This window comes from Olsenella urininfantis (genome assembly GCF_900155635.1).
In the GTDB taxonomy this organism is placed as follows: Bacteria; Actinomycetota; Coriobacteriia; order Coriobacteriales; family Atopobiaceae; genus Olsenella_G; species Olsenella_G urininfantis.
In genome coordinates, this window is the sequence record NZ_LT732540.1 from 1673865 (window position 1) to 1697110 (window position 23246).

Genomic DNA, 23246 nt, shown 5'->3' on the forward strand with positions numbered 1-23246 from the left:
TGGGAAGCCTGGAGGGATGGCGCAGTGTTGGGTCGTGAAGCATGTGAGGCACCGGGAAAGGTTGGGGGCCGCGGCCGAAGGGCCCTGAGGGTCGCCGGCTGGACCGCCGCGGGAATCGCCCTCGCAACCGTGGTGGTGGCGAACGTCGCTACGGTCCTCTACGGGGAGACCGTTGACTCCTTCCTGGGCTCCGACGAGGTCAGCGTCTCAGAGACCGACCTCCAGGCCCAGCTTGCGCGCGATCAAATTCTCTCGGAGAGGATCGAGGGAGAGGGCCTGGTGCTCTTGCGCAACCAGGACGAGACCCTGCCCCTCTCGCCGAATGTGACCAAGGTGAATGTGTTTGGCTGGGGCTCGACCCAGTGGGTGAGCGGCGGGTCCGGCTCGGGCGGGGTCGCGGGTGGCTGCGAGGGGATCCTTGATGCCCTGACCAGCCAGGGCATCTCGTACAACGAGGAGCTCGCGGAGCTCTACCGGGGCTTTCAGGGCGAGAGGCCTCATCTTTCGGCGGGGACCCTCGGCAGCACCGCCGAGCAGTTCTGCTGCCTCTATGAGCCCAAGATCAGCGACGAGAGCCTCTATGCGCCCGAGCTGCTCGGGCGGGCGAAGAGCTACTCGAACACGGCCATCGTGGTGCTGGGACGCATGGCGGGAGAGAGCATAGACTGTCCCCGGGAGCAGCTGCGCGTGAACGAGAGGGGAGGCAGTCCCATCCGGTCCCGGGGACGCAGCTACCTGGAGCCCTCCCCTGAGGAAGAGGAGCTGCTCGCGTATGTTGCCGCCAACTACGAGAACGTGATCGTGCTGGTCAACTCGACCAACGCCATGGAGCTTGGCCTGGTGGAGGACATTGAGGGCGTCGACGCCTGCGTCTTGGTTGGCGCGACGGGGGGCACGGGCGCGCGCAGCGTGGTCAAGGCCCTCTGGGGTGAGATAAACCCCTCCGGACGGACTGCCGACACCTACGCATATGACCTCAGCACCGCTGCGAGCTGGGCAAACGCGGGAGCTGACGGCGAGGGCTCATACCTTGGCTCCAAGGGGCTCTACCCCGCCGACGGCACGGCCGACGTGAACGAGGGCTCTCCCGTTGGCTATGACAGCCTGCGCTTCGTGGACTACGCGGAGGGCATCTACGTGGGCTACCGCTGGTATGAGACCGCAGACGCGGAGGGCTTCTGGGATGGAGTCAGCAACCGCCACGGCATAGGCTACCAGGGCGTGGTGCAGTATCCCTTTGGGTTTGGCCTGAGCTACACGACCTTCTCCTGGGACATCGTCGGGCGCACGCCCCTGCGCAACAGCAGGCTCTCGGCGGATGACCGCATAGAGATGACCGTGCGCGTCACCAACACGGGAAGCCGCGCGGGAAGGGACGTGATCGAGCTCTATGTCCAGACCCCGTACACGCCGGGTGGCATAGAGAAGCCCTCCTGCCAGCTGGTCGCCTTTGCAAAGACGGGCCTGATTGAGCCCGGCCAGAGCGAGGACGTGACGCTGGGCTTTGGCGCAAGGGACATGGCAAGCTACGACTACCTCGACGCCAACCAGAACGGCTTCAAGGGATGGGAGCTCGAGGAGGGAGAGTACCTGGTTCAGCTCAGGCGAGACGCCCACACGCTGGCAAGCTGCGAGAACGCCAGCGCAAGCTACCTCGTGGCGCACGGCCAGAGATACGAGAGCGACCTCCAGACGGGCATGGAGGTCCGCAACCGCTTCACGGGAGAAGACGCCGAGGGCAAGGTCTCTATAGACGGCACCAGCACGGGCGAGGGCATACGCTACCTCACCCGTGCCGACTTAAAGTCGAGCTTCCCCCTGACGGGAGACGTTGACCGGCCCATCGCGCCTGCCCTGAGGGACATGAACCTCTACAGGGAGGAGGACGCCCTTGCCGCCGACGCGGCGGCGGGGCAGACTCTCTCCCAGGCGGGAGACGGCCAGGGGGGCGAGCCGGCATACCTTGCCCATGGGGCAACGGTCAGCAGGAAGGGCAAGCTCACCCAGCTGGGGCTCGAGCTGGGCAAAAACTACGACGACCCGCGCTGGCCGCTCCTGCTCGACCGGATCTCCCAGGACGACATGGAGCGCCTCGTCCTGCACGGCTACTCCAACTCGGCCGCCATCGATGCGGTGGGCAAGGAGAGGACCAAGGAGCTGGATGGTTCCTCCCAGATCGGGTCCTTCCATCAGCTGCGCTTCGGCGTGGCCTTCCCCAATCCCACGGTGCTCGCCCAGGCCTGGAGCCAGGAGCTTTCCCACGCGTTCGGTCAGGCGGCGGGCATGGAGGCGGCCATGCTGGGCGTCGATGGGTGGTACGCCCCGGCGTGCAACATCCACCGCACCCCCCTGGGCGGCAGGAACTACGAGTACTACTCGGAGGACCCGCTCCTCTCGGGCGTCATGGCCGCGGGCACGGTGCGAGGGTCTCGAGAGGCGGGAACCTTCACCTACCTCAAGCACCTGGCGCTCAACGAGCAGGACTCCTACCGGGACTCCCTCTACACCTGGCTCACGGAGCAGTCCCTGAGGGAGATCTATCTCGAGCCCTTCCGTAGGGCGGTGCAGGAGGGCGGCGCCACGGGCATGATGAGCTCCTACAACCGCATCGGGCCCGTCTGGGCGGGAGGGAGTCACGCCCTGATTACGGACGTGCTGCGTGGGGAGTGGGGCTTCAGGGGCTCCGTGATCACCGACTACAGCGACCACCACCAGTACATGAACGCGGACCAGATGCTGCGCGCCGGGGGAAGCCTCTATATGGACGGCGTCTTCCGTGACGGCCGCTTTGCCGTCGGAAGGGGCTCCGAGAACTATCGCCAGCAGCTCAGGCGCGCGACCAAGGACGTCATGTACGTCTGGCTGAACGCTCGGGCCAGCAACCTCTCGTACAACGAGGCCGCGCTCGAGAACGGCTGGCCACCCCTCGAGAGGCCCATCAAGACGCGAGGGCTCTCGGTCCTCTCGGCGAGCCTGGCCGCGATTGACGCCGTCACGGCGCTGCTGCTGGTGCTTGTCGTCCGGAAGCGCCTTCGGTCAAGGCGGGGCGAGGCGGAGAGGGGCTAGCGAGATTGCCGCCTGCGAGTGGGTATACTTAGCTCAGCGCCACGGGCGGCAGGACAGCTCGTGCACGGGTACGTTTCGGGACACGCCCGAGACCGGACAGAAGGAGACAGCATGATCGCCGCCATTATCGTCATCGTCATCGTCGCGGTGCTTGCCCTGATGTACATGAACATCTACAACGGTATCGTCGCCAAAGACAACCGCTGCAACAATGCCTGGCAGACCATCGATGCCCAGCTTCAGCGCCGCAACGACCTCATCCCCAACCTGGTCGAGACGGTCAAGGGATACGCCTCGCATGAGTCCGAGACCCTCGAGGCCGTCATCAAGGCCCGCTCTGCCGTGAGCTCCGCCAGCACCCCCGAGTCCAAGATGGAGGCGTCCAACCAGCTGACCCAGACCCTGGGCCACCTCTTCGCCGTCGCCGAGGCGTACCCCGATCTCAAGGCCAACGCAAACTTCCAGCAGCTCCAGAGCCAGCTCACCGATACCGAGGACAAGATTAGCTATGCGCGCATGAGCTTCAACGACTGCGTGCTCGAGTACAACAATGCCGTCCGGACCTTCCCGGGCAACCTTGTGGCCGGCGCGAAGTTCTCCAGTCGCAAGGGCTTTGAGGTCAGCAGCGAGTCCGCGCGCCAGGCCCCGGAGGTCAAGTTCTAGGCACAGGCTTTCTCATTGCCGCAAAAGAGGGGCCCCGGCTTCGCGCCGGGGCCCCTCTGCGTGTGCGTGCGCTCAAGATGGCGGAGGAGGAGGGATTCGAACCCTCGGAACGGGATTGCCGCTCGACGGTTTTCAAGACCGCTGCATTCAACCACTCTGCCACTCCTCCGGCCGAGAGCGGATATATCCTACCTCATAGCGGGCTTTGATGGCGGAGGGAATGCGAGGGGTCATGGTGGGCGGCGACGAGGAGTACATGCGCATGGCGTTGGGGGAGGCATCTCTTGCCGCGCAGGAGGGCGAGGTGCCCATTGGCGCTGTGGTCGTGTACGATCCCGCGCGCGATCCTGCGAGCCCCCACTTCGTGAGTCCGGAGGCACCGCGCGCCGCCTTGGACACCGCACCCGAGCCTCGCGTGATCGCGCGTGCCCACAACAGGCGCGAGCATGACGAGGACCCCTCCGCCCACGCGGAGTTCTCGGCAATGCTTGCCGCGGCCAGGGAGCTTTGCCACTGGCGCCTCTCGGGCTGCACGGTGTACGTGACCCTGGAGCCCTGCCTCATGTGCGCAGGCCTCATGGTCAACTCCCGCGTGGATCGCTGCGTGTTTGGTGCGGCAGACCCAAAGGGCGGGGCGCTGGGCTCCCTCTATGACCTGAGCTGCGACGGACGCCTCAACCATGGCTTTGACGTCACTCGGGGGGTGCTCGCGCAAGAGTGCTCCCAGCTGCTGAGGGACTTCTTCAGGGAGAGGCGAGCGGCACGCAGACGGGGCTAGCCCTGCCGTGCGCTTCTCTGCACGGCCGCTCGTCCAGAACTTTGGCCCCTGCCTTTCGGGGGCCCTGCGCATCAGGTAAATTGACGGAAAACCACACACACGTTTCTGGCTGGCCGCATGCAGGCGTCCGGCTTTGAGCCATTGGCAAAGAGGGGCGATCGATGCAGGGGCACTTTACGGCACAAGACGTCAAGGAAGCGCACGAGCGCATAAGGGGCCGCATCCGCATGACCCCGCTCGAGGAGTCCATCTACCTCAATGAGGCGGGTAGGCGCTACTTCTTCAAGCTCGAGAGCCAGCAGATCGGGAAGAGCTTCAAGATCCGTGGTGCCCTCAACACCATGTCGCAGCTCGGCGAGCGAGAGATCAGGCATGGGGTGGGCACGGTGTCTACGGGAAACCATGGCGTCGCGGTGGCCTACGCGGCCCGTGAGCTGGGCATCAAGGACTGCATGGTGGTGGTGCCGCTGGGAACGCCCGCATCGAAGACCGACCGCATCCGCTACTATGGGGCACGCTCAATGGCGCTGGGCGTCGGCTATGACGAGTCCATAACACTGGGCATCAACTACATAGACCGCAGCGAGATGTTCTACGTTGACCCCTACGAGTACGACCCGCGCGTCTATTGCGGACAGGGAACCATAGGGGTTGAGATCCTCGAGCAGAACCCCGACATAGACACCATCGTAGTCCCCATCGGCGGAGGTGGGCTCATCACGGGCATCGCCACCTATGCGAAGGCGCTGAGGCCTGGCATGCGCATCGTGGGCGTGCAGACGCGAGCGTGCCCTGCCATGTACCAGTCGCTGCGCGACGGCGTCTGCTACAACCGCTACCCGACCACGGGAGACACCGTCTGCGAGGCCATCGTGGGCGGCGTTGGCCAGATCGCCTTCGACATGCTCCCAGCCCTTCTCGACGAGCTGATCTTGGTGAGCGAGGAGTCCATCCGCTCCGCCTTCGGCTTCATGATCGAGAAGGAGCAGCTGAGCGTTGAGGCGGGAAGCGCCATGGTGGTTGCCGCCGTGCGAGACTATCCCGACATGGTGGGAGGCAGCAACGTCGCGCTGGTCATCAGCGGCGGCAACCTGGACGCGGGCGTTCTTTCCGATGTGCTGGGAGCGCGCCAGCCCTTGGCCTAGATCACCTGGAAGATGAAGAAGTCGAGGTAGTGAGTCTCGGGCACCCCCCAAAGGATGGGGTGGTCTGGGGCCTGCTGGAGTTCTGCGACCTGCTTGAGCTGCACGTTCGCGTTATGTGCGGCCTCGGATATGGCCTTGGCGAGAAGGTCCCGCGTCATGAAGTGGCTGCAGCTGCAGGTGGCGAGGTAGCCTCCGCGCGGCAGCAGCCTCATGCCGGCCTCATTTATCTCTCGGTACCCCTTGGCCGCATGATCGCGCGTGGCGCGGCTCTTGGTGAAGGCGGGAGGGTCGAGCACGATGAGGTCGAAGGGACCGCCCTGCTCCCTCAGGAGCTGACGGTCACGCGCAAGCGCCGGCAGGTACTCCAGCACGTTGGCACAGCTGAAGCCCATGCTTGCGTCCAGGTTGTTGAGGCGGGCGTTCTGGGCGGCAAGGTCAAGTGCGGTCTGGCTCACGTCCACGCAGCGCACGTAGCTGGCGCCCCCTGCGGCCGCGTTCAGGCCAAAGGGACCCACGTGGCAGAAGCAGTCCAGCACCCTGCGGCCGGCGGCCAGCTCGCGCACCGCCCGTCGGTTGTACTTCTGGTCAAGGAAGAAGCCGGTCTTCTGGCTCTGCGCAAGGTCCAGGTTGAAGGCGATGCCGTTCTCGCGCACCACGATGCGCGCGGTCTGGTCGGGGTCCGCGCCCCACCAGCCCTTGTACTGCTCCAGGCCCTCCTTCAGACGGGACGGGGAGTCGTTGCGCTCGTATACGCCGGGGCGGATGTCCTGGCCGTCGGACAGGAGGAGCTCGTGCAGCAGGGGGTATATGGTCTCGCGCAGGCGCTCCATGCCCACGGTTCCCACCTGCGCCACCAGGACGTTCTCGTAGCGGTCAACTATGAGGCCGGGCAGCCCGTCGGCCTCCGAGAAGACCATGCGGCAGCAGTTCGTGTCAGGCTCGCAGCCGGGAAGGGCCCGGCCGCCCATGCTGGCCTTGCGATGCTCCCAGGCCCACTGCAGCTTGCGCCTCCAGAACGCCTCGTCCGCACGGTCGTTGGCGTTGCGGCTGATCACGCGTGCGCGGATTTTTGACCTCATGGAGAGGAGTGCCAGCCCCTGCCAGCTTCCGTTCTCCTCAAGCAGGTCAACGGCGTCGCCGTTCTGGGCCTCGCGCCCGCTCGTGGGGGAGGGCTCCATGCGCAGGACCTCTCCCTCGAACACCCAGGGATGCCCCTGCCTGAGGGACCTGGCCGCCTTGCGGCTGATGATGAGCTGGGGATGGGGACGCTGCTGCCTCATGGATGCTGCTCCTCCTGGTGCGGAAAAAAGCCGGAGACGCGAGGTCTCCGGCCTGGTCGTTCGTGCGCCTGCGCTAGTAGTGCCTGCCGTACCTTCCGCCGGACATCCCACGCCCGCGGCTGCGGGAGCCGCTGAACAGCGAGCGGGTGGCCTTGGTGGCGGAGCGGCCCGGGTTGGGGACGATGCGCGTGCTGTCGTAGTCGAAGCCCTCGAGGTCCCACACCGGCACGAGCTTCTTGGTGAAGTACTCTATCTCGCGCAGGGGGCTTATCTCGTCTGGGGCGACGAAGGTGTAGGCCTGGCCGGTCGCGCCCGCCCGCCCGGTGCGGCCGATGCGGTGCACGTAGTCCTCGGGGTCCATCGGCACGTCGAAGTTCACCACGGCGTCGATGCCGCTCACGTCGATGCCACGGCTCATCACGTCGGTCGCCACCAGCACGCGCACCTTGCCCGCGCGGAACTTTTCCAGCGCCTTCTCGCGCGCCTTCTGCGGGCGGTCCGCATGCATCACGTCAACGGCCACGCCGGCCTTTCTGAGGTACCTCTCGAGGTCGTCCACGCGGTGCTTGGTACGACAGAACACCAGCACGCGATCGGGAACCTGGCCTTCGACCTCGTGCGCCAGGAGGCCCTCCAAAAGGAGGGTCTTCTGTCCCTGCGTCACGGGGCAGAGGTGCTCCTCCACGGTGTCGGCCGTCTCGCCCACGCGGGCTATCTCAACCACCACGGGATCCTTGAGCATGGCGTCCACGGTGCCCTTGATGGATGGCGGGATGGTCGCCGAGAAAAGCAGGTTCTGGCGCTCCTTGGGAAGCGCCGCCACGATGCGCCTCACGCTGGGCCAGAAGCCCATGTCCAGCATGCGGTCCGCCTCGTCCAGGACGAAGCAGCGAATGTCCGCCAGAGAGACGTGGTCGTGCTCCATGAGGTCTATGAGGCGGCCGGGCGTTGCCACGAGCAGGTCGCAACCCGCCTCGAGCTCGCGGATCTGGCGCTCGAACTTCGTTCCGCCCATCACCACCACGGCCTTCTGGCCGGTCTGCTCGCAGACCACGCTCACCACGGCCTCGATCTGCGCCGCCAGCTCGCGGGTGGGGGTGACGATGAGGGCGAAGGGGCCAAAGGGGTGGGCGTTGGGGTCTGCCGCGCGCCTCTCTGCTGTGCTGGCCTTCTCGCCAGCGGGCTTCTTCTTGCGGCGCCTCTTGCGCCTGGGCTTGTCACCCGTGGGGGCGCTGGGCTCGCCTGCGGGCTGAGACGTGGGCTCGCTCTCTGCTGCGGGCGCGCTGGCTTTCTTGTGGTGGCGACGGCGGCGCCTCTTGGGGGTGGCAATGCTCCCGTCCTCCGCCACCTCGGCCGAGAGGGACGCGCCCTCGGCCCCCTCCACGGCGTCTGCCAGAACGTCCGGCCCACCGTCCCTCTCGCCGCCCCCTGCTGCCGCCGCCTCGGCCTGCCTGGTGCGGGCGGCCTGGGAGTAGGGTGCCACCAGCTGCAGGATGGGCAGGGCGAAGGCTGCGGTCTTGCCCGTGCCGGTCTGCGCGGAGGCAAGGACGTCCCTGCCAGCCAGCACGGCGGGAATGGCCTGCTCCTGGACGGGGGTTGGAGTGGTGAACCCAAGGGCCTCGACGCCCCTGAGGATGTGCTCGTCTAGCCCGAGCTCGGCAAAAGTCTTTTCCATGCCCCTAAGTATGGCTCAACTGCTCGTCTTCTGCTTGCGCCACACAGCCTGCCCGCGTCTACGCCTCGAATTTGTCCACCATGCCGTCAGAGTCAGCCTTGAGGGCGGCGATCTCGCCGGGGATGAGCGCACGGTCGTAGGGCGTCATCTGGTAGACCCAGTTCAGCCAGTTGCGGTACAGCAGGTTGGCATGGGCGCGCCAGGTGAAGAGCGGCTGCTCCTCGGGGTCGTCGTTGGGGAAGTAGTTCTCGGGCACGCGGATGGGCAGGCCCTTCTTGAAGTCGCGCCAGAACTCGTCGCTCAGGGTGTCGCGGCCGTACTCGAAGTGCCCCGTGACGTATATCTCGTGCAGGTCGCGCGTGGCAATGAGCGCGGGTCCGGAGTTTAGGCCCTCGCTCAGCACGTGCAGCTCCGGATGGTGGGCCAGCTCGCTGGCCTCGATCGCCGCGTGGCGCGAGTGAGGCATGTTGTGCACCTCGTCGAAGCCGTTGGTGAGGAAGTTGTACTCGTCGCAGAGGCGCTGGGGGAACACGCCGAAGAGCTTGGCAGGCAGCTGCCTCTTGGGGATGCCGTAGAGGTGCCAGAGGCCGGCCAGGGCGCCCCAGCAGAGGTACATGGTGGAGAACACGTGCTCCTGCGACCAGTCCATTATCTGGCAGAGCTCGTCCCAGTAGTCCACGGTCTCGAACGCCATCTGCTCCACCGGCGCGCCGGTGACGATCATGCCGTCGTAGTTCTGGCCCTTGACCGCGTCAAAGCTGTCGTAGAACTTGACCAGGTGGTCCGCCGAGACGTGCGTGCTCTCGTGCGTGGAGACCCTCATGAAGTCGCAGTTGACCTGCAGGGGAGACTTGGAGATGAGGCGCAGGATCTGCGTCTCCGTCTCGACCTTGGTGGGCATGAGGTTGAGAATGACCAGGTTGAGGGGGCGAATCTGCTGCTCGTTGGCCACCTCCTCCTCAAGGGCGAAGATGCGCTCCTGGTGCAGGGTCTTCTTTGCGGGCAGTCCGTCAGGAATGTTGATGGGCATAGGGGCTCCGTTTCGGTTTGCAACATCGTTCAGGATAGCTCAGCTTCGCCTGGCCCGCATGGGGCCGCTTGTCTTGTCTTTCGCTTCACTTTTGGGCCGGATATCGTCGAAATGTGCGGCAAAAGACAAGATCTCATCCGTCTGGGCGACGGGCCTCTCCTTTGGCATACGGCGGGCCGTCATACCGTCTACCTGCGAATGCAACCAGAAGGTGCCTGCAGGGCACGGCAAAATGCAGCCCTAGGTTGGTGGAGCGCGCGCTTGCGCTACCGTAATCTCACAGTTGCCGGCACCACTGAATGAGACACGTACCGCAACCATGAAAAGGTGCAACATGAGCTTCCGAGACAACCTTCAACACCTGCGTTCCACCAGGGACATGACCCAGGAGCAGCTTGCCATGCTCGTGGGAGTGAGCCGTCAGTCCGTCACCAAGTGGGAGGCCGAGAAGGCCTACCCCGAGATGGACAAGCTGCTCAAGATCTGCCAGATTTTCGGTTGCAGCTTGGACGAGCTGGTCTTGGGTGACCTCACCTCTCGACAGAGAGAGGACGTGCTTGCAGTGCCCCAGGGTGCCGCACCGCAGGACGTCTGCGGCTACGACGAGCACATGCGCGGATTTGCCCTGCGCATGGCCCTGGGGATCTTCGTCATCATCGCCGGCGTGGCCCTGGGCGCGCTTTCCGAGGGCGTCAATCCCAACGGGGCCTTTGCCAGCGACGGGGCCCTTTCCATGCTGGCCCTCTTTGCCTTTATCGCCCTTGGCCTCGCGCTGGTCATCCCGTCTGTGACCTCACACGTGGCCTTCCAGAAGGCGCACCCCTTCGTGGAGGACTTCTACACCTCCGAGCAACGCCTCTCTGCACACAGGCTTGTGGGATGGGGCCTCGCGCTGGGAATCGGCGCAATCCTCCTGGGGGTCGTTCTGCCCGCACTCATATGGAACGCCGACACGGGGCTTGCCGCCATGCTGTTCTGCGTTGCCGCAGGAGTTGGCATCATCGTGTATTCCCTGATAATGGGCGGCCGCATGGACCTTGCCGACTACAACGAGGGTGCTCTGGACGAGCTTAGCGAGCAGGAGATAGCCGAGATGTTCGAGGGGGAGGAGCGGGAGCACGCGCTGGCCGTCAAGAGAGGCCGGCGCAGGCTGGGCGCCATTTGCGCGATCATCATGCTGGTCGCCACGGCGCTGGCGCTGACGCTGCTGTTCACGTCCGTCGGCCGCGATGGCGCCGCGGGAACGGGCAGCCGCCTCTTCTGGATTCCATGGCCCATCGGAGGCATTGCCTGCGCCGCTGTTGCCGTGTGGGAGCGCGACCTCAGGTCGAAGCGCTAGGCCAACGTGCCTGGATGTCTGGCTGGGGCCGTCTCGGGAGGGGCGGTCCCGCTGTCATCTCCTGTTCCATCAAGCGCCCTGGTGTGGGCCAGCTCCCCCTTGTCTGGGGCCGCGCCCCCGCGCCCTACAGCCCCCGATGGTCGAAGTGACCGTTCTCGTAGATGCCGAAGCTGTGGCTGCCGTCCTTGGGGATGCCCACGCTGCCAGGGTTGAAGCACCAGATATCGGGGTGCTTCTCGCTGGGCGCATTGACCTTCTTGTGCGTGTGGCCGTACACGATGGCAGATCCTGCGGCCAAGCGGGGCATGCGGTCCACAGAGTTGTGGATGCCGGGACCCCACACGTGCCCGTGGGTCAGGAAGAGGGCGCGCCCGCGCCCGCCCGTCGCGGGATTGGTGGCATCGGGGTCAAACAGGGTGTTGCAATCCGCCATGCAGGGGAAGTCGAGCACCATCTGGTCTACCTCTGCCTCACAGTTCCCGCGCACGGCAATGACCTTCCCGGCAATCGAGTTGAGCATGGAGATGACCTGCTTGGGGGCATAGTCCGCAGGCAGGTCGTTGCGTGGCCCGTGATAGAGGAGGTCGCCCAGCAGCACCACGCGCTCCGGGTCCTCTCTTCCTATGGCCCCCATGAGCTGCTCGCAGTATCCGGCAGCCCCGTGGATGTCCGATGCGATGAGCAGCTTCATGGGCGTTCCTCCCTCTGGCTTCTTCCCGCCTAGTCTAGGGCAAGGCCGCGCACGAGGGTGATCCCGCCGTCCCTCTCGCAGCGCAGCTCGGTGTTTGCGGGGGCTGAGCGCTGAAGGACCGTCCTCAGGTTGGGGCCATCGTTGCTCTGGAACCAGCCCTCGGCTGCGTCCGGGCTGGTCCCCCCGCAGGCCTTGCGCGCCACGAGCCTCTCGTGCAGCAGCTCCTCTTCCGCGGAGACGAACAGGCTGTCATCGCAGAACTGCGCAAGGGAGCACCAGGGAGAGCTTTCCAGGAGAAGGTAGTTTCCCTCAAGGAGAATGACGTTTCCCCAGATAGGAAGCTGTGCGGGGAGCACGTCGTGGATGGCTCGGGAGTAGCTTGGCCAGGGCTCGGGGACCTCTGCCGAGCGCAGGTCCTGCAGATGACGCGTCAGGGAGTCGACGTCGTAGGTGAAGGGAGCGCCCTTGCGCTGGCGCATGGGCACCAGCTTGCCGCCCTCCTCGAAGAGGTGCGTGTCAAGATGGCTGTTGGGGAGGTGGAAGCCGTCAAGGGGAAGCGCCTGCAGCCTCATGTCGCCGAGGTCGTTGGACTGCTGGCAGAGCTTCTCCAGAAACAGCGAGAGGGTCGTCTTTCCGCACCCAGGGGGTGCCGCCAGGAAGACAACGGTGCGCCTGCCTAGGGACTGGTGCAGGTTCGCCCAGCGCCTGAGCAGGGGCAGAAGGATGTCGCGCACGTCTTCGCTGCGAAAACGGGCGTTGACGCGCATGCCGCTGTTGTCTATCTGGATGTCCATGGCTGCCCTCCCGCCTGTCCGGCGGCCTGCCGTGCGTTTTCCCCATGATAGGAATGACGGGAAGGTTTTGTGTGTTGTAACGACACATTCAGAAATCCTGCCACTCTTCACGCGTTGTCTCTCGGGAGCCTTTCCGCACGAAGGCTGCATCCTGGCGTGGGCGTGCGTGCAGGCGCGTCTGCTGGCTCTGCCTGACAACAAGATGAGAAACTCTGGCGTTTTTGCAGCTCCCGGGGCTTCAGGCTGATTTAGTTGTCACATAGAGCCCCATATTGACAACTAAATCAGCCTGAACGCCAAACGCCCAGTTTGTCGAGAGGGGGGGTTGGTTTTGTTGTCATTCGGAGTGCCTATTCCACAACAAAATGCCTGGCGCCTCTCGGCAGGCTGGGCGTTTGCACTCGCCAGAGCAACTTGTTGCATCTCACGCTGCCAAAATGCCGCTCGCGCAAGCCCCTTTGGCACGGCTCAAGAATCCTCATGTCAAACGTAATAAAAAATCTAATATGTAGAGACTTAGATTGTGATTAGAATCAAGGGGCTAGGGAACAATTGCTGTGAAAGCAGAAGCCGTGCGGAGGCGCGGCAAGAACGCGTGGAAACAAGCTCCTGGCCTTTGGCCAACGAGAAGGAAAGAGGATTCGCAATGGGCAAGATTCTGGGAATCGACCTCGGTACCACCAACTCTGCCATGGCAGTGCTGGAGGGCGGTGAGCCCACCATCATCGTCAACGCCGAGGGGGACCGCACCACTCCGTCCGTCGTTGGCTTCCGTGCCGACGGAGACCGCGTCGTTGGCAAGGGTGCCAAGAACCAGGCAGTCACCAACCCCAAGAACACCGTGTTCTCCATCAAGCGCTTCATGGGCCGCAAGTACGGCGAGGTCAGCTCTGAGCTCAAGACCGTTCCCTACACCGTCAAGTCCGGCACCGGCGAGCGCGCCGTCGTCGAGATCAGCGGCGAGGACTTCACCCCCGAGCAGATCAGCGCCATGACGCTCGCCAAGATGAAGGCAGACGCCGAGAAGTACCTGGGCGAGCCTGTCACCGACGCCGTCATCACCGTGCCCGCCTACTTCAACGACGCCCAGCGTCAGGCCACCAAGGACGCCGGCAAGATCGCTGGCCTCAACGTCCAGCGCATCGTCAACGAGCCTACCGCGGCCGCACTGGCCTATGGCCTCGACAAGAAGGACATCGACCAGAAGGTCCTGGTCTTCGACCTCGGTGGCGGCACCTTTGACGTCTCCCTGCTCGACCTTGCGGATGGCGTCGTGGAGGTCCTCGCCACCAACGGCGACAACCACCTGGGCGGAGACGACTGGGACCAGAAGGTCATCGACTGGATGGCCGACAAGTTCCAGGCTGAGCACGGCATTGACCTGCGTGTTGACCCCATGGCCCTCCAGCGCCTGAAGGAGGCCGCCGAGAACGCCAAGAAGGAGCTCTCCAGCGCCCAGCAGGCCGACATCAACCTGCCTTTCATCGCCATGGACTCCACCGGCCCCAAGAACCTGATGTACACCCTCACCCGCGCCGAGTTCGAGCGCATCACGCGCGACCTGCTCGAGCGTTGCAAGGGTCCCGTCACCAAGGCCCTGCGCGATGCGGGCCTGCAGCTCTCTGAGGTCAACGAGGTCATTCTGGTCGGTGGCTCCAGCCGCATGCCCGCGGTTCAGGACCTGGTCAAGCAGATGACCGGCAAGCAGCCCAACATGTCCGTGAACCCCGACGAGGTCGTGGCCGACGGTGCGGCCGTGCAGGGCGGCGTCCTCACCGGGGACGTCTCCGGCATCCTGCTTCTTGACGTCACCCCGCTCTCCCTGGGAGTCGAGACCATGGGCGGTGTCATGACGAAGATGATCGATCGCAACACCACGATCCCCACCAGCAAGACCGAGGTCTACTCCACGGCAGCTGACAATCAGACCTCCGTCGAGATCAACGTCCTGCAGGGCGAGCGCGAGATGGCCCGCGACAACAAGAGCCTGGGCAAGTTCAACCTGACCGGCATCCCCTCGGCCCGTCGCGGCGTGCCCCAGATCGAGGTCACCTTCGACATCGACGCCAACGGCATCGTGAAGGTCACCGCCAAGGATAAGGGCACCGGCAAGCAGCAGCAGATCACCATCTCCGGCTCCACTGCGCTGTCCGACGACGAAGTCGACCGCATGGTCAAGGACGCTGAGTCTCACGCCGAGGAGGACAAGAGGCACAAGGACGAGATCGAGGTCCGCAACCAGACCGACTCCCTTGCCTACAGCACCGAGCAGACCATGAAGGACCTGGGAGACAAGGTCCCCGCCGACATGAAGCAGCAGGTCGAGGATGCGGTGTCCGAGGCGAAGAAGGCCCTTGACGGCACTGACATCGAGGCCATCAAGGCGGCTGGCGAGAGGCTCCAGGAGGTTGGCCACAAGCTGGCAGAGATCGTCTACTCGGACGCCAACGCCCAGGCCGGTGCGGCTGGTGCCGGCTCCTCCGACGACGACGTGGTCGATGCCGACTACGAGGTAGTGGACGAGAACAAGTAGGTGGCTCGCCGCGGGCCTGCACCACAAGCCAAGTGAAACGGGGCGGCCCTCTCTGGGCCGCCCTCTGGGAGTTTTGAGGAGCGTGACGTGAAGGTGCCTATCGATGTCGAAGACGATAAGGTCCGGCCAGGCGGCGAGGCCCAGCCCGTGGCCGAGAACGCCCCAGCCGCAGAGCCGGAGGAGCTGGGCGAGGACGAGGAGCGCGCTCGCGTCGAGGCGGCCATCCGTGCCGGAGAGCAGGCTGCGGAAGACGAGCTCAAGGCTGATGCCGACAAGATTCGCGTCGAGCGCGACGAGCTGCAGAAGCAGCTCGATGACGTGGCGGACGAGATAGCCGCGGCAAAGCAGCAGGCGGCCGATTCCGCGGACCGTCTCGTGCGCCTGCAGGCTGACTGGGACAACTATCGCAGGCGCACGGCGCAGGAGCGCCTGGCCGAGCGTGAGCGCGCAGCCGAGAAGCTCGTGTTCAACCTGCTGCCCATCCTGGACGACATGGAGCGTGCCTGCGAGCACGCGGCCCAGAACAACGCCGAAGACGCGGGCGTGATGCAGTTCGTCGCGGGCGTGGAGGCCATCCACGAGAAGATGTATTCCATTCTCGCCAAGGAGGGCGTCGAGGTCATTGACCCTGTGGGCGAGCCCTTTGACCCCCTGGTGCATCAGGCAGTGGGGCGCGTCGAGGACGGCGGGAGCTTCGACGAGACCGTGGCCCAGGTGTATCAGCGCGGGTATCGCATGGGCGAGAAGGTCATTCGCTCGGCAATGGTCACCGTCACCTTCGGTGGGCCCAAGCGCCCGTCAGCCGAGGCGGACGCGGCGCCCGATCAGGGCGATGCCGCTTCCGAGGACGGCGAGTAAGGCTTAAGTCCATGCCCGGGCCGGTTGGTTCGGGCATGTTCGCATGAAGGGAGGCGTCAGGCTCACATGGCGGAAAACAGGAACTACTATGACGCCCTTGGCGTGAAGCGCGACGCCACCGCAGATGACATCAAAAAGTCGTTCAGGAAGCTCGCTGCCAAGTACCATCCGGACGCTGGTGGAGACGAGCAGAAGTTCAAGGAGGTCAGCGAGGCCTACACGACACTCTCGGACCCCCAGAAGCGCAAGGAGTACGACCAGCTGCTGATGTTTGGTGGCATTCCGGGTGCGGGGTTTGGCGGTGCGCGAGCTGGGCGTGGTGGCTACACCTACACGAACGCCAGCGGCGCGGACTGGTCTGACATCTTCACCAACATCCGCAGCGGCGACGGCGCCTTCTCCGGCTTCGACTTCAGCAGCTTCTTTGGGGACCAGCAGCAGGGAGGACGCCCCAGGTCCAGCCGTGGCAGGGACCTCACCCTCACCGTCACGGTGAGTGCCGAGGAGGGCTTCGGTGGCACCCAGCGAAAGGTGAGCTACACCATCCCCTCCACGGGCGAGCGCCAGACGCTCAGCGTGAAGGTGCCTGCGGGTGCGGTCGATGGTGGCAAGCTTCGCTATCCCGGTCGCGGGGAGTACGGCAGCATGGGTGGCGAGAGGGGAGACCTGGTGGTTACCACCAAGGTCGAGGAGCATCCCCTCTTCAAGCGTGATGGCGCTGACGTGCGCATGGAGCTTCCCGTGAGCGTGTACGAGGCGGCCCTTGGTGTGACGGTTGAGGTCCCCACACCCTCCGGCAGCAAGGTGCGCGTCAAGATTCCCGCAGGCACCCAGGACGGCAAGACCATTCGCCTTCGCGGCCTTGGCGTGGCGGACGTCAAGCACAAGGGTGCCGTCGGCGCGCTCTACGTGACCGTCAAGGTCCAGGTTCCCACGCGCCTCTCCGCAAAGGAGCGGGAGGCATTCGAGTCACTGCGGCAGCTCGATGAGCGCGAGTACAGGAAGGACGTTGACCGCTATGGCGCATAGCAGCGAGGAAGGCAAGGACAAGCCCCTCTACATGATCAGCGTCGCCGCCGAGCTGACGGGAATGCACCCCCAGACCCTGCGCGTCTACGAGCAGAAGGGCCTGGTGAACCCAGGCCGCTCGCGCGGGAACACCCGTCTGTACTCGAGGCGCGACATCGAGAGACTCAATCTGATCAGCAAGCTCACCGAGGAGGGCATCAACCTTGCGGGAGTGGTGCGCATCCTGGACATGCAGGAGCGTGCCGCAGAGAGAGACGCAGAGATCGACAAGCTTCGGGCCCGCGTGCGCGCGCTCGAGGACGACATCCACGAGCTGCGCATGCGCGAGAGGATCACGGCGCTTGCTCGCTATGACGGCGCTGACCCCGAGCAGGTCATGCGCGGCCTGCTCAATGGGACGATCGCCGCCGCCGAGGGGTAGCGCTCGGCGTCCAGTGACAACAAGATGACGAGACGGATCCGGCAACTGCGACGATGCCGGGTCCGTCTCGCTTTGTTCTCGCATAAGGTGGCTTTATGACAACAAGATTTGCTTGCATTATGGGATATCTGGGACAACGCCTTCTGGCGGAGTTTTGTTGTCACCCATGGCTCTCATATGACAGCTAAATCAGACTGAAGAGTGTTTTCCCAGTTGACAAGTGGGCCATTGCAGTTTTGCTGTCACCGGTGCCAAACGTCGAGTGTCGTGGCATTTCTTGCTCCTCAGGAGCATATGTGATATCACATTGATATGCAGTACCGCTAGAGTCGGGTCTTCAAGGGAGGCTTGGATGGAAGCATCGGATACCCGCTGCGGCCAGCCCGTTCTTTTGGTCAGACATTTCAAGAAGAGCTATGGCAAAAAGCTGGTTGTGCCCGACCTTTCTCTTGAGGTGTGCCCGGGAGACGTGTATGGGTTCGTCGGGCATAACGGCGCGGGAAAAACCACTTTGATACGTTCCATCGTGGGTGCCCAGCCATTTGACGGCGGAACGATTTCCGTTGCGGGATTTGACGTTGCCCGACAGCCCATCGAGTGCAAGCGTCGCATGGCCTACGTGCCGGATAATCCTGACATCTACGACTTCATGACCGGCATTGGCTACCTGGACTACGTCGGCGCACTCTTTGGCGTTGTGGGAGAGGAGAGAATCTCGCGCATCCAGCTTCTCTCCGATCGCCTTGGAATGGTCGACGTGCTGGGAGATTATGTCTCCTCTTACTCTCATGGCATGAGACAGAAGCTGGTGCTGATCTCGGCCCTCTTGCATAATCCTGAGCTCATCGTCCTTGACGAGCCCTTTGTGGGGCTGGATCCCCTGGCAATTCATGAGGCGAAGGTCCTCCTGCACGAACATGCCGAGAGAGGCGGCGCGGTCTTCTTCTCGTCGCATGTTCTTGAGGTGGTCGAAAAGCTGTGCAATAAGGTTGCTCTCATTCGGTCGGGTGAGCTTCTTGCGGCTGGACCAACTGATGAGGTCCGAGGGGATGGCTCTCTCGAGGAGGCATTCTTGGGCATCGCGGACAACGCGGGGTCCGTTTCCGCAGCGCCATCTCGGGAGGAGTGACGCGCATGGGAGCTTTTGAACTACGGCCACTACCCAAATGGGGCAAGCAGCTTGAGCTGCTTCTGGGGCCGCAGGCCCGCGCGCTTTTTGCCTCTTTTGGCCTAACGCCTGGGGGTGCGCGGAAGCCCAGGGTGGGCCTTATGGTTGGTGCTGTCGTCCTGATGCTGGTGATGTCTCTTGCCGTAATGACCTATCTTTTCGCCTTCGGCTTTGTTATGGGTCGAAGCGGCGAGGTGGAGGCCATTCCTGCGGCTGCCGTGCTCGTGGGGGCGTTGCCCGCATTGGCGATCACCATGCTCAAGGCCAATGGTGCTCTCTTTGGCCTTCGTGACTACGACCTGATCATGTCGATGCCCACGTCCACGCACATCGTTGTCTTGTCTCGAATTGTGCCTCTCTATCTGGTTGAGCTTGCGTCTGCTGTTGTCACCATGCTCCCCCTCTATTTTGCCTACGCCCTTTCAGTCCCAGTGACGGCAGGTCGTCTAGGCCTGATGCTTGCCTCGGTGCTTCTTGTCCCTCTGACCCCCACGTGCGCGGCCACCGTCCTGTCCTTTCTCATTTCGATGCTTGTCTCTCGGTTTAGGCGTTTTCGCACGCTCTCCCTTGCGCTTGGCGCGGTCCTTGTGGCCGGAGGGCTCTATGGCTACCTGTGGTTGTCGTTTTCCTTTGGCTCACCGGACTCTGACGGGATGGCGCTTCTCGCGCATGGCCTTTCTGGCTTGGTCCAAGTTCTGTCACAACGGCTTTGGCCCCTGGCGGCGTGGTTTGCCGGCGCCATGGCGGGCAGCCTGCCGGCAGGCTGCCTCTTTTTTGGCGTGTCGCTGGTAATTCCCTTTGCTAGCCTGGAGTTTCTGGCGCGTCACTTCATGGCACTGAACTCTGTATTCCTCGCGCGTGGGGGACGCCACAACCCGAAGGCCATCAAGAGAGGATGGGCTCGAAGCTCCGGCCCCTTCCGCGCGCTGCTGGCAAAGGAGCTTGGCTGCCTTGTTGGGACGCCAGCCTGCGTGTTCAATATCCTCGCATCAGACCTCATGCTCCTGGGTGCAGCACTATTCCTGGCGTTCTTTGCACCAAGAGACCTTGCGACGCTTTCGGTCAATGGCGTAGAGCTGTCGCAGCTTTCGCTCTTTGGCACGCCGAACGACCTGGTGCGTCTCGTGGCGCCTTGGAGTTTCGCCCTCTTCTCGCTCTCGGTACCCTTCGCCGCTTGCTCGACCTCGCTTGAGGGCCGAGCGGCATGGGTGATGTCTTGTGCCCCCCAGCCCGTCCGCATTATCTTGGGTGCAAAGATGCTGGCGAGTATGGTGCACCTAGTGGTAACTGCGATGATTTCGGCCGTGCTGCTGGCTCTTACGGGGCGCATCGAGCCCCTTGTTGCCTTCGAGTGCGTTCTCGCTATGGTGAGCTATGGTTATCTTGCGGCTGCGATTGGTCTGTTCGTTGATGTCAGGTCGCCAAACTATGCCTGGAGCAGTCCGGCAGAGGTGGTGAAGAGGGGGGCGCCCGTCACTGCCGCGATTCTGTCCGGCATGGCTGTCATGGCCTTGTCCAGCCTTGTTGTTGCCTCGGCTTTGTTTGCGGTGGGGCCGGACACATCAAGACTTGCGTATGTCGGCATCGAGGCGCTGATGATTGTGGTTGGCACCTTTATCTTCTCGCGAGCGTGCAGGCAGCCTCTCTACCTATAGCTCCCAGGAACACCCATCAGCTCCCTTGGAGTTCGATGCCTCTTTGCCCCGGCTGACAACAAGACAGTTCTGTTCCTTTCGCTACTCGGAACAACGCCTTCTGGCGGGATCTTGTTGTCAAATAAGCGCTCTTGGCGGCAACAAAAACAAGTGCGAGGTTTCTTCAGCTGGGGGATGCCGCTGCGCGCGAGTTTTTGTCGTCACTCTCGTCAGCATGACCAAGACTCGGTGCACTCAAAAAATCTTATATAGAGACACTTAGATTCTGGTATGCCTGTCACCCTCCGCGGGAATACTGTCCTCGAACAACAGGACGGCCCAAGGAGGCACACATGAGGTTTGACAAGTGGGCGGTTACAGCCCAGGAGGCGCTGCAGGCATCGGTCTCCGCGGCGGCGGACGCGCAGGCGGGGCAGGTGGAGCCCATCCACCTGCTCAAGGCCCTGCTCTCGTCGGGCGAGAGAAACCTGCGCGCCATCATAGAGCGCGTCGGCGCAGACCCCGCCCGGCTGGAGGCGCAGGTTGATGCAACGCTTGCCGCCGCGCCGCAGGTGACGGGCGACATGAGCCAGATGGGCATCTCGTCGGATCTTGCCAAGGTGGGAGACGCAGCCGAGAAGCTCGCCAGCAAGCTGGGAGACTCCTACGTAACCAGCGAGCACCTGCTCTGCGCCCTGGCGGACGAGCGCGGCGAGGCCGGGAGCGCCCTCAGGGCCGCCGGCGTCACCAGCAAGCGCGTGCAGGAGGCCTACGCTGACCTGCGTGGCAACGAGCGTGTGACCTCTCAGGACGCAAAGACCCAGTTCGAGGCCCTCGAGCAGTACGGTCGCAACGTGACGGACCTCGCGCGCCAGGGCAAGCTCGACCCCGTCATCGGTCGCGTGGAGGAGATTCGCCGCACCATCCAGGTGCTCTCGCGCCGCACCAAGAACAACCCCGTGCTCATCGGCGAGCCCGGGGTGGGCAAGACGGCCATCGTAGAGGGTCTGGCAGAGCGCATCGTGGCCGGCGACGTGCCCTCAACCATCAAGGACAAGGACATCGTCGAGCTTGACATGAGCGCCCTCGTCGCAGGCGCCAAATATCGCGGCGAGTTCGAGGATCGCCTCAAGAGCGTGCTCAAGGAGGTGGAGAAGTCCGAGGGCAGGGTCATCCTGTTCATCGACGAGCTCCACACCATCGTTGGGGCAGGGGCAACCGAGGGCTCCATGGACGCCGGTAACATCCTGAAGCCCGCCCTCGCCCGTGGGGCGCTCCACGCCATAGGGGCAACCACCCTGGACGAGTACCGCAAGTACATCGAGAAGGACCAGGCCCTGGCCCGTCGCTTCCAGACGGTCCTGGTGAGCGAGCCAACCGTGGAGGACAGCATCTCCATCCTGCGCGGCCTCAAGGAGCGCTACGAGCAGCACCACCGCGTGCGCATCACGGACGCCGCCCTGGTTGCCGCGGCAGACCTCTCGAATCGTTACATCAGCGAGCGCTTCCTGCCGGACAAGGCGATCGACCTGGTGGACGAGGCGGCGAGCCGCCTGCGCATGGAGCTTGACTCGATGCCCGCCGAGATAGACGCGGTGGACCGTCAGCTTACCCAGATGCAGATCGAGGAGCAGGCCCTCATGAAGGAGGAGGACGCGGCCAGCCAGGAGCGCCTCGAGTCCCTGCGTGCCGAGATAGCCACCACGCGCGAGAGGCTGGACGCCATGAAGGCCAGCTGGCAGAACGAGAAGGCCAGCGTGGACAGGGTGCAAGACCTCAAGTCCCAGATCGAGGACGCAAGGGCGGAGGTGGAGCGCTCCATACGCGAGGGGAACCTGGCACACGCCTCCGAGCTGCGCTACTCCACGATTCCTGCCCTCCAGCGGGAGTTCGGTGCGGCGGAGAAGAACCTCTCGGCCAAGCAGGAGGCGGGCGGCATCCTCAAGGAGGAGGTCACCACGGAGGAGATCGCCGAGGTCGTCTCGTCGTGGACGGGCGTGCCCGTCTCGAAGATGATGCAGGGCGAGATGGACAAGCTCAAGGGCCTCGAGGACGAGCTGCACAAGCGCGTGATCGGTCAGGATGAGGCGGTCGCCGCGGTTGCCTCCGCCGTCAGGCGCAGCCGCGCGGGGCTCTCGGACCCCAACCGTCCCCTGGGAAGCTTCTTCTTCCTTGGGCCCACCGGGGTGGGCAAGACCGAGCTGGCAAAGGCTCTGGCAGAGTGCCTCTTCGACGACGAGCGTGCCCTTGTGCGCATAGACATGTCCGAATACATGGAGAAGTTCTCCGTGCAGCGCCTCATCGGCGCCCCTCCCGGATACGTTGGCTATGACGAGGGTGGCCAGCTCACCGAGGCCGTCCGTCGCAGGCCCTACTCCGTGATACTTCTGGACGAGATGGAGAAGGCCCATCCCGACGTCTTCAACGTCCTTCTGCAGGTGCTGGATGACGGGCGCCTCACGGACGGCCAGGGCAGGGTCGTGAGCTTCAAGAACACGATCATCATAATGACCAGCAACGTGGGCTCGCAGTTCATCGCCGGGGCCGGTGGCGCGGGAGTGACGCCTGAGGTGCACGCGCAGGTCATGGACTCCCTGCGCGCCAGCTTCAAGCCCGAGTTCCTCAACCGCATAGACGATGTGGTGGTATTCCACTCGTTGGGCCTGGCGGAGATCGAGAAGATCGTGGACATCCAGCTGCGTGGCGTCCGCGAGCGGCTTTCTCGCGAGCGCATGACGCTCTCGCTCAGCGACGAGGCCCTGCAGTCGCTCGCGCTTGATGGCCTGGACCCCGTCTATGGTGCGCGACCGCTGAAGCGACTCATCCAGCGCCAGGTGGTTGACGGCATCGCAGGCCTCATAATAGACGGCAAGTTGCATGAGGGAGACGGGGTGCGCATCGAGGCAGGCAAGGACGGACGCCTTGTTGCCGTGCCACAGCCGGTCGCGGAGATCGAGTAGGAGGCAGGTCATGCCCGCAGGCAAAACGCAGGAAGCCGGCGAGAAGAAGCTGGTGGCCGAACCCGAGGTCGAGCGTAGCTTTGCGCGCGCAGAGAACGAGGACGACGACGGCTACGATCCGTATTCTGACCGGCCGGCTCCCCGCGAGCCGCTCTTCGAGGGCAACCCCTGGGACTGAGCCG

At 64.1% G+C, this 23246-nt stretch carries 18 protein-coding genes and 1 tRNA gene; 13 read left to right on the forward strand and 6 right to left on the reverse strand.

Annotated elements, in window-relative coordinates:
* Nucleotides 1–24: 24 nt before the first annotated feature.
* Together CZ375_RS07750 and CZ375_RS07755 are read left to right on the forward strand one after the other, a co-directional pair.
* On the forward strand, nt 25–3066 hold the full coding sequence (locus tag CZ375_RS07750) for a glycoside hydrolase family 3 N-terminal domain-containing protein (protein WP_077598636.1): 3042 nt from the start codon (nt 25–27) through the stop codon (nt 3064–3066).
* A 111-nt stretch (nt 3067–3177) separates the two neighbouring features.
* A complete protein-coding gene (locus CZ375_RS07755) occupies nt 3178–3729 on the forward strand; it encodes a LemA family protein (RefSeq protein WP_077598637.1) in 552 nt (183 codons plus the stop codon).
* Nucleotides 3730–3807: 78 nt separating this feature from the next.
* On the opposite strand, the gene CZ375_RS07760 is transcribed toward CZ375_RS07755, so the two are convergent.
* Nucleotides 3808–3898, reverse strand: a tRNA-Ser gene (locus CZ375_RS07760).
* 39 nt (nt 3899–3937) lie between these two features.
* Here CZ375_RS07760 and CZ375_RS07765 point away from each other — a divergent pair.
* Nucleotides 3938–4507: a nucleoside deaminase gene (locus CZ375_RS07765; RefSeq protein ID WP_097677392.1), complete on the forward strand. Its 570-nt coding sequence runs from the start codon at nt 3938–3940 to the stop codon at nt 4505–4507.
* A gap of 161 nt (nt 4508–4668) precedes the next feature.
* Nucleotides 4669–5652 carry a threonine ammonia-lyase gene (locus CZ375_RS07770; protein WP_077598639.1) on the forward strand — a complete coding sequence of 328 codons (984 nt, stop codon included), beginning with the start codon at nt 4669–4671 and terminating at the stop codon, nt 5650–5652.
* Here CZ375_RS07770 and CZ375_RS07775 read toward each other — a convergent pair.
* From CZ375_RS07775 to CZ375_RS07785, 3 genes are all read right to left on the reverse strand, one after another.
* Nucleotides 5649–6932, reverse strand: a complete 1284-nt coding sequence (locus tag CZ375_RS07775; RefSeq protein ID WP_077598640.1) for a class I SAM-dependent rRNA methyltransferase — start codon at nt 6930–6932, stop codon at nt 5649–5651. The genes CZ375_RS07770 and CZ375_RS07775 overlap by 4 nt on opposite strands.
* A gap of 73 nt (nt 6933–7005) precedes the next feature.
* A complete protein-coding gene (locus CZ375_RS07780; RefSeq protein WP_077598641.1) occupies nt 7006–8607 on the reverse strand; it encodes a DEAD/DEAH box helicase in 1602 nt (533 codons plus the stop codon).
* Nucleotides 8608–8665: 58 nt separating this feature from the next.
* Nucleotides 8666–9637, reverse strand: coding sequence for a homoserine O-succinyltransferase (locus tag CZ375_RS07785; protein WP_077598642.1), 972 nt, complete (start codon nt 9635–9637; stop codon nt 8666–8668).
* A gap of 334 nt (nt 9638–9971) precedes the next feature.
* On the opposite strand from CZ375_RS07785, the gene CZ375_RS07790 reads away from it, so the two are divergent.
* Nucleotides 9972–10976 (forward strand): helix-turn-helix transcriptional regulator, encoded by a 1005-nt coding sequence (locus CZ375_RS07790; RefSeq protein WP_077598643.1) that lies wholly within the window; start codon nt 9972–9974, stop codon nt 10974–10976.
* Between the two features lie 124 nt (nt 10977–11100).
* On the opposite strand, the gene yfcE is transcribed toward CZ375_RS07790, so the two are convergent.
* Nucleotides 11101–11667 (reverse strand): phosphodiesterase, encoded by a 567-nt coding sequence (gene yfcE, locus CZ375_RS07795; protein WP_077598644.1) that lies wholly within the window; start codon nt 11665–11667, stop codon nt 11101–11103.
* A 29-nt stretch (nt 11668–11696) separates the two neighbouring features.
* Nucleotides 11697–12461, reverse strand: coding sequence for a nucleoside/nucleotide kinase family protein (locus CZ375_RS07800; RefSeq protein ID WP_159438395.1), 765 nt, complete (start codon nt 12459–12461; stop codon nt 11697–11699).
* Between the two features lie 646 nt (nt 12462–13107).
* Here CZ375_RS07800 and dnaK point away from each other — a divergent pair.
* The 8 genes from dnaK (at nt 13108) to CZ375_RS08270 (ending at nt 23242) form a co-directional block, all read left to right on the forward strand.
* Nucleotides 13108–14994, forward strand: coding sequence for a molecular chaperone DnaK (dnaK, locus tag CZ375_RS07805; protein ID WP_077598646.1), 1887 nt, complete (start codon nt 13108–13110; stop codon nt 14992–14994).
* Between the two features lie 87 nt (nt 14995–15081).
* Nucleotides 15082–15852 carry a nucleotide exchange factor GrpE gene (grpE, locus tag CZ375_RS07810; RefSeq protein WP_077598647.1) on the forward strand — a complete coding sequence of 257 codons (771 nt, stop codon included), beginning with the start codon at nt 15082–15084 and terminating at the stop codon, nt 15850–15852.
* Nucleotides 15853–15918: 66 nt separating this feature from the next.
* Nucleotides 15919–16881, forward strand: coding sequence for a DnaJ C-terminal domain-containing protein (locus CZ375_RS07815; RefSeq protein WP_077598648.1), 963 nt, complete (start codon nt 15919–15921; stop codon nt 16879–16881).
* Nucleotides 16871–17302, forward strand: a complete 432-nt coding sequence (locus CZ375_RS07820) for a heat shock protein transcriptional repressor HspR (RefSeq protein WP_077598649.1) — start codon at nt 16871–16873, stop codon at nt 17300–17302. Before CZ375_RS07815 ends, CZ375_RS07820 begins: the two co-directional genes overlap by 11 nt.
* Before the next feature lie 277 nt (nt 17303–17579).
* The gene (locus tag CZ375_RS07825; protein ID WP_234966924.1) at nt 17580–18431 is read left to right on the forward strand and encodes an ABC transporter ATP-binding protein; all 852 of its coding nucleotides are present in this window, start codon (nt 17580–17582) and stop codon (nt 18429–18431) included.
* 140 nt (nt 18432–18571) lie between these two features.
* The gene (locus CZ375_RS07830; RefSeq protein ID WP_143803093.1) at nt 18572–20125 is read left to right on the forward strand and encodes an ABC transporter permease; all 1554 of its coding nucleotides are present in this window, start codon (nt 18572–18574) and stop codon (nt 20123–20125) included.
* A 332-nt stretch (nt 20126–20457) separates the two neighbouring features.
* The gene (gene clpB, locus CZ375_RS07835) at nt 20458–23064 is read left to right on the forward strand and encodes an ATP-dependent chaperone ClpB (RefSeq protein ID WP_077598652.1); all 2607 of its coding nucleotides are present in this window, start codon (nt 20458–20460) and stop codon (nt 23062–23064) included.
* Nucleotides 23065–23074: 10 nt separating this feature from the next.
* Nucleotides 23075–23242: a hypothetical protein gene (locus CZ375_RS08270; protein ID WP_159438396.1), complete on the forward strand. Its 168-nt coding sequence runs from the start codon at nt 23075–23077 to the stop codon at nt 23240–23242.
* Nucleotides 23243–23246: the final 4 nt, after the last annotated feature.

Bases quoted from the DNA above. Each gene is read 5' to 3' on its own strand.
- CZ375_RS07755 (WP_077598637.1), top strand. From the start codon at position 3,178: ATGATCGCCGCCATTATCGTCATCGTCATCGTCGCGGTGCTTGCCCTG.
- CZ375_RS07765 (WP_097677392.1), top strand. From the start codon at position 3,938: ATGGCGGAGGGAATGCGAGGGGTCATGGTGGGCGGCGACGAGGAGTAC.
- CZ375_RS07770 (WP_077598639.1), top strand. From the start codon at position 4,669: ATGCAGGGGCACTTTACGGCACAAGACGTCAAGGAAGCGCACGAGCGC.
- CZ375_RS07775 (WP_077598640.1), bottom strand. From the start codon at position 6,932: ATGAGGCAGCAGCGTCCCCATCCCCAGCTCATCATCAGCCGCAAGGCG.
- CZ375_RS07780 (WP_077598641.1), bottom strand. From the start codon at position 8,607: ATGGAAAAGACTTTTGCCGAGCTCGGGCTAGACGAGCACATCCTCAGG.
- CZ375_RS07785 (WP_077598642.1), bottom strand. From the start codon at position 9,637: ATGCCCATCAACATTCCTGACGGACTGCCCGCAAAGAAGACCCTGCAC.
- CZ375_RS07790 (WP_077598643.1), top strand. From the start codon at position 9,972: ATGAGCTTCCGAGACAACCTTCAACACCTGCGTTCCACCAGGGACATG.
- yfcE (WP_077598644.1), bottom strand. From the start codon at position 11,667: ATGAAGCTGCTCATCGCATCGGACATCCACGGGGCTGCCGGATACTGC.
- CZ375_RS07800 (WP_159438395.1), bottom strand. From the start codon at position 12,461: ATGGACATCCAGATAGACAACAGCGGCATGCGCGTCAACGCCCGTTTT.
- dnaK (WP_077598646.1), top strand. From the start codon at position 13,108: ATGGGCAAGATTCTGGGAATCGACCTCGGTACCACCAACTCTGCCATG.
- CZ375_RS07815 (WP_077598648.1), top strand. From the start codon at position 15,919: ATGGCGGAAAACAGGAACTACTATGACGCCCTTGGCGTGAAGCGCGAC.
- CZ375_RS07820 (WP_077598649.1), top strand. From the start codon at position 16,871: ATGGCGCATAGCAGCGAGGAAGGCAAGGACAAGCCCCTCTACATGATC.
- CZ375_RS07830 (WP_143803093.1), top strand. From the start codon at position 18,572: ATGGTTGGTGCTGTCGTCCTGATGCTGGTGATGTCTCTTGCCGTAATG.
- clpB (WP_077598652.1), top strand. From the start codon at position 20,458: ATGAGGTTTGACAAGTGGGCGGTTACAGCCCAGGAGGCGCTGCAGGCA.
- CZ375_RS08270 (WP_159438396.1), top strand. From the start codon at position 23,075: ATGCCCGCAGGCAAAACGCAGGAAGCCGGCGAGAAGAAGCTGGTGGCC.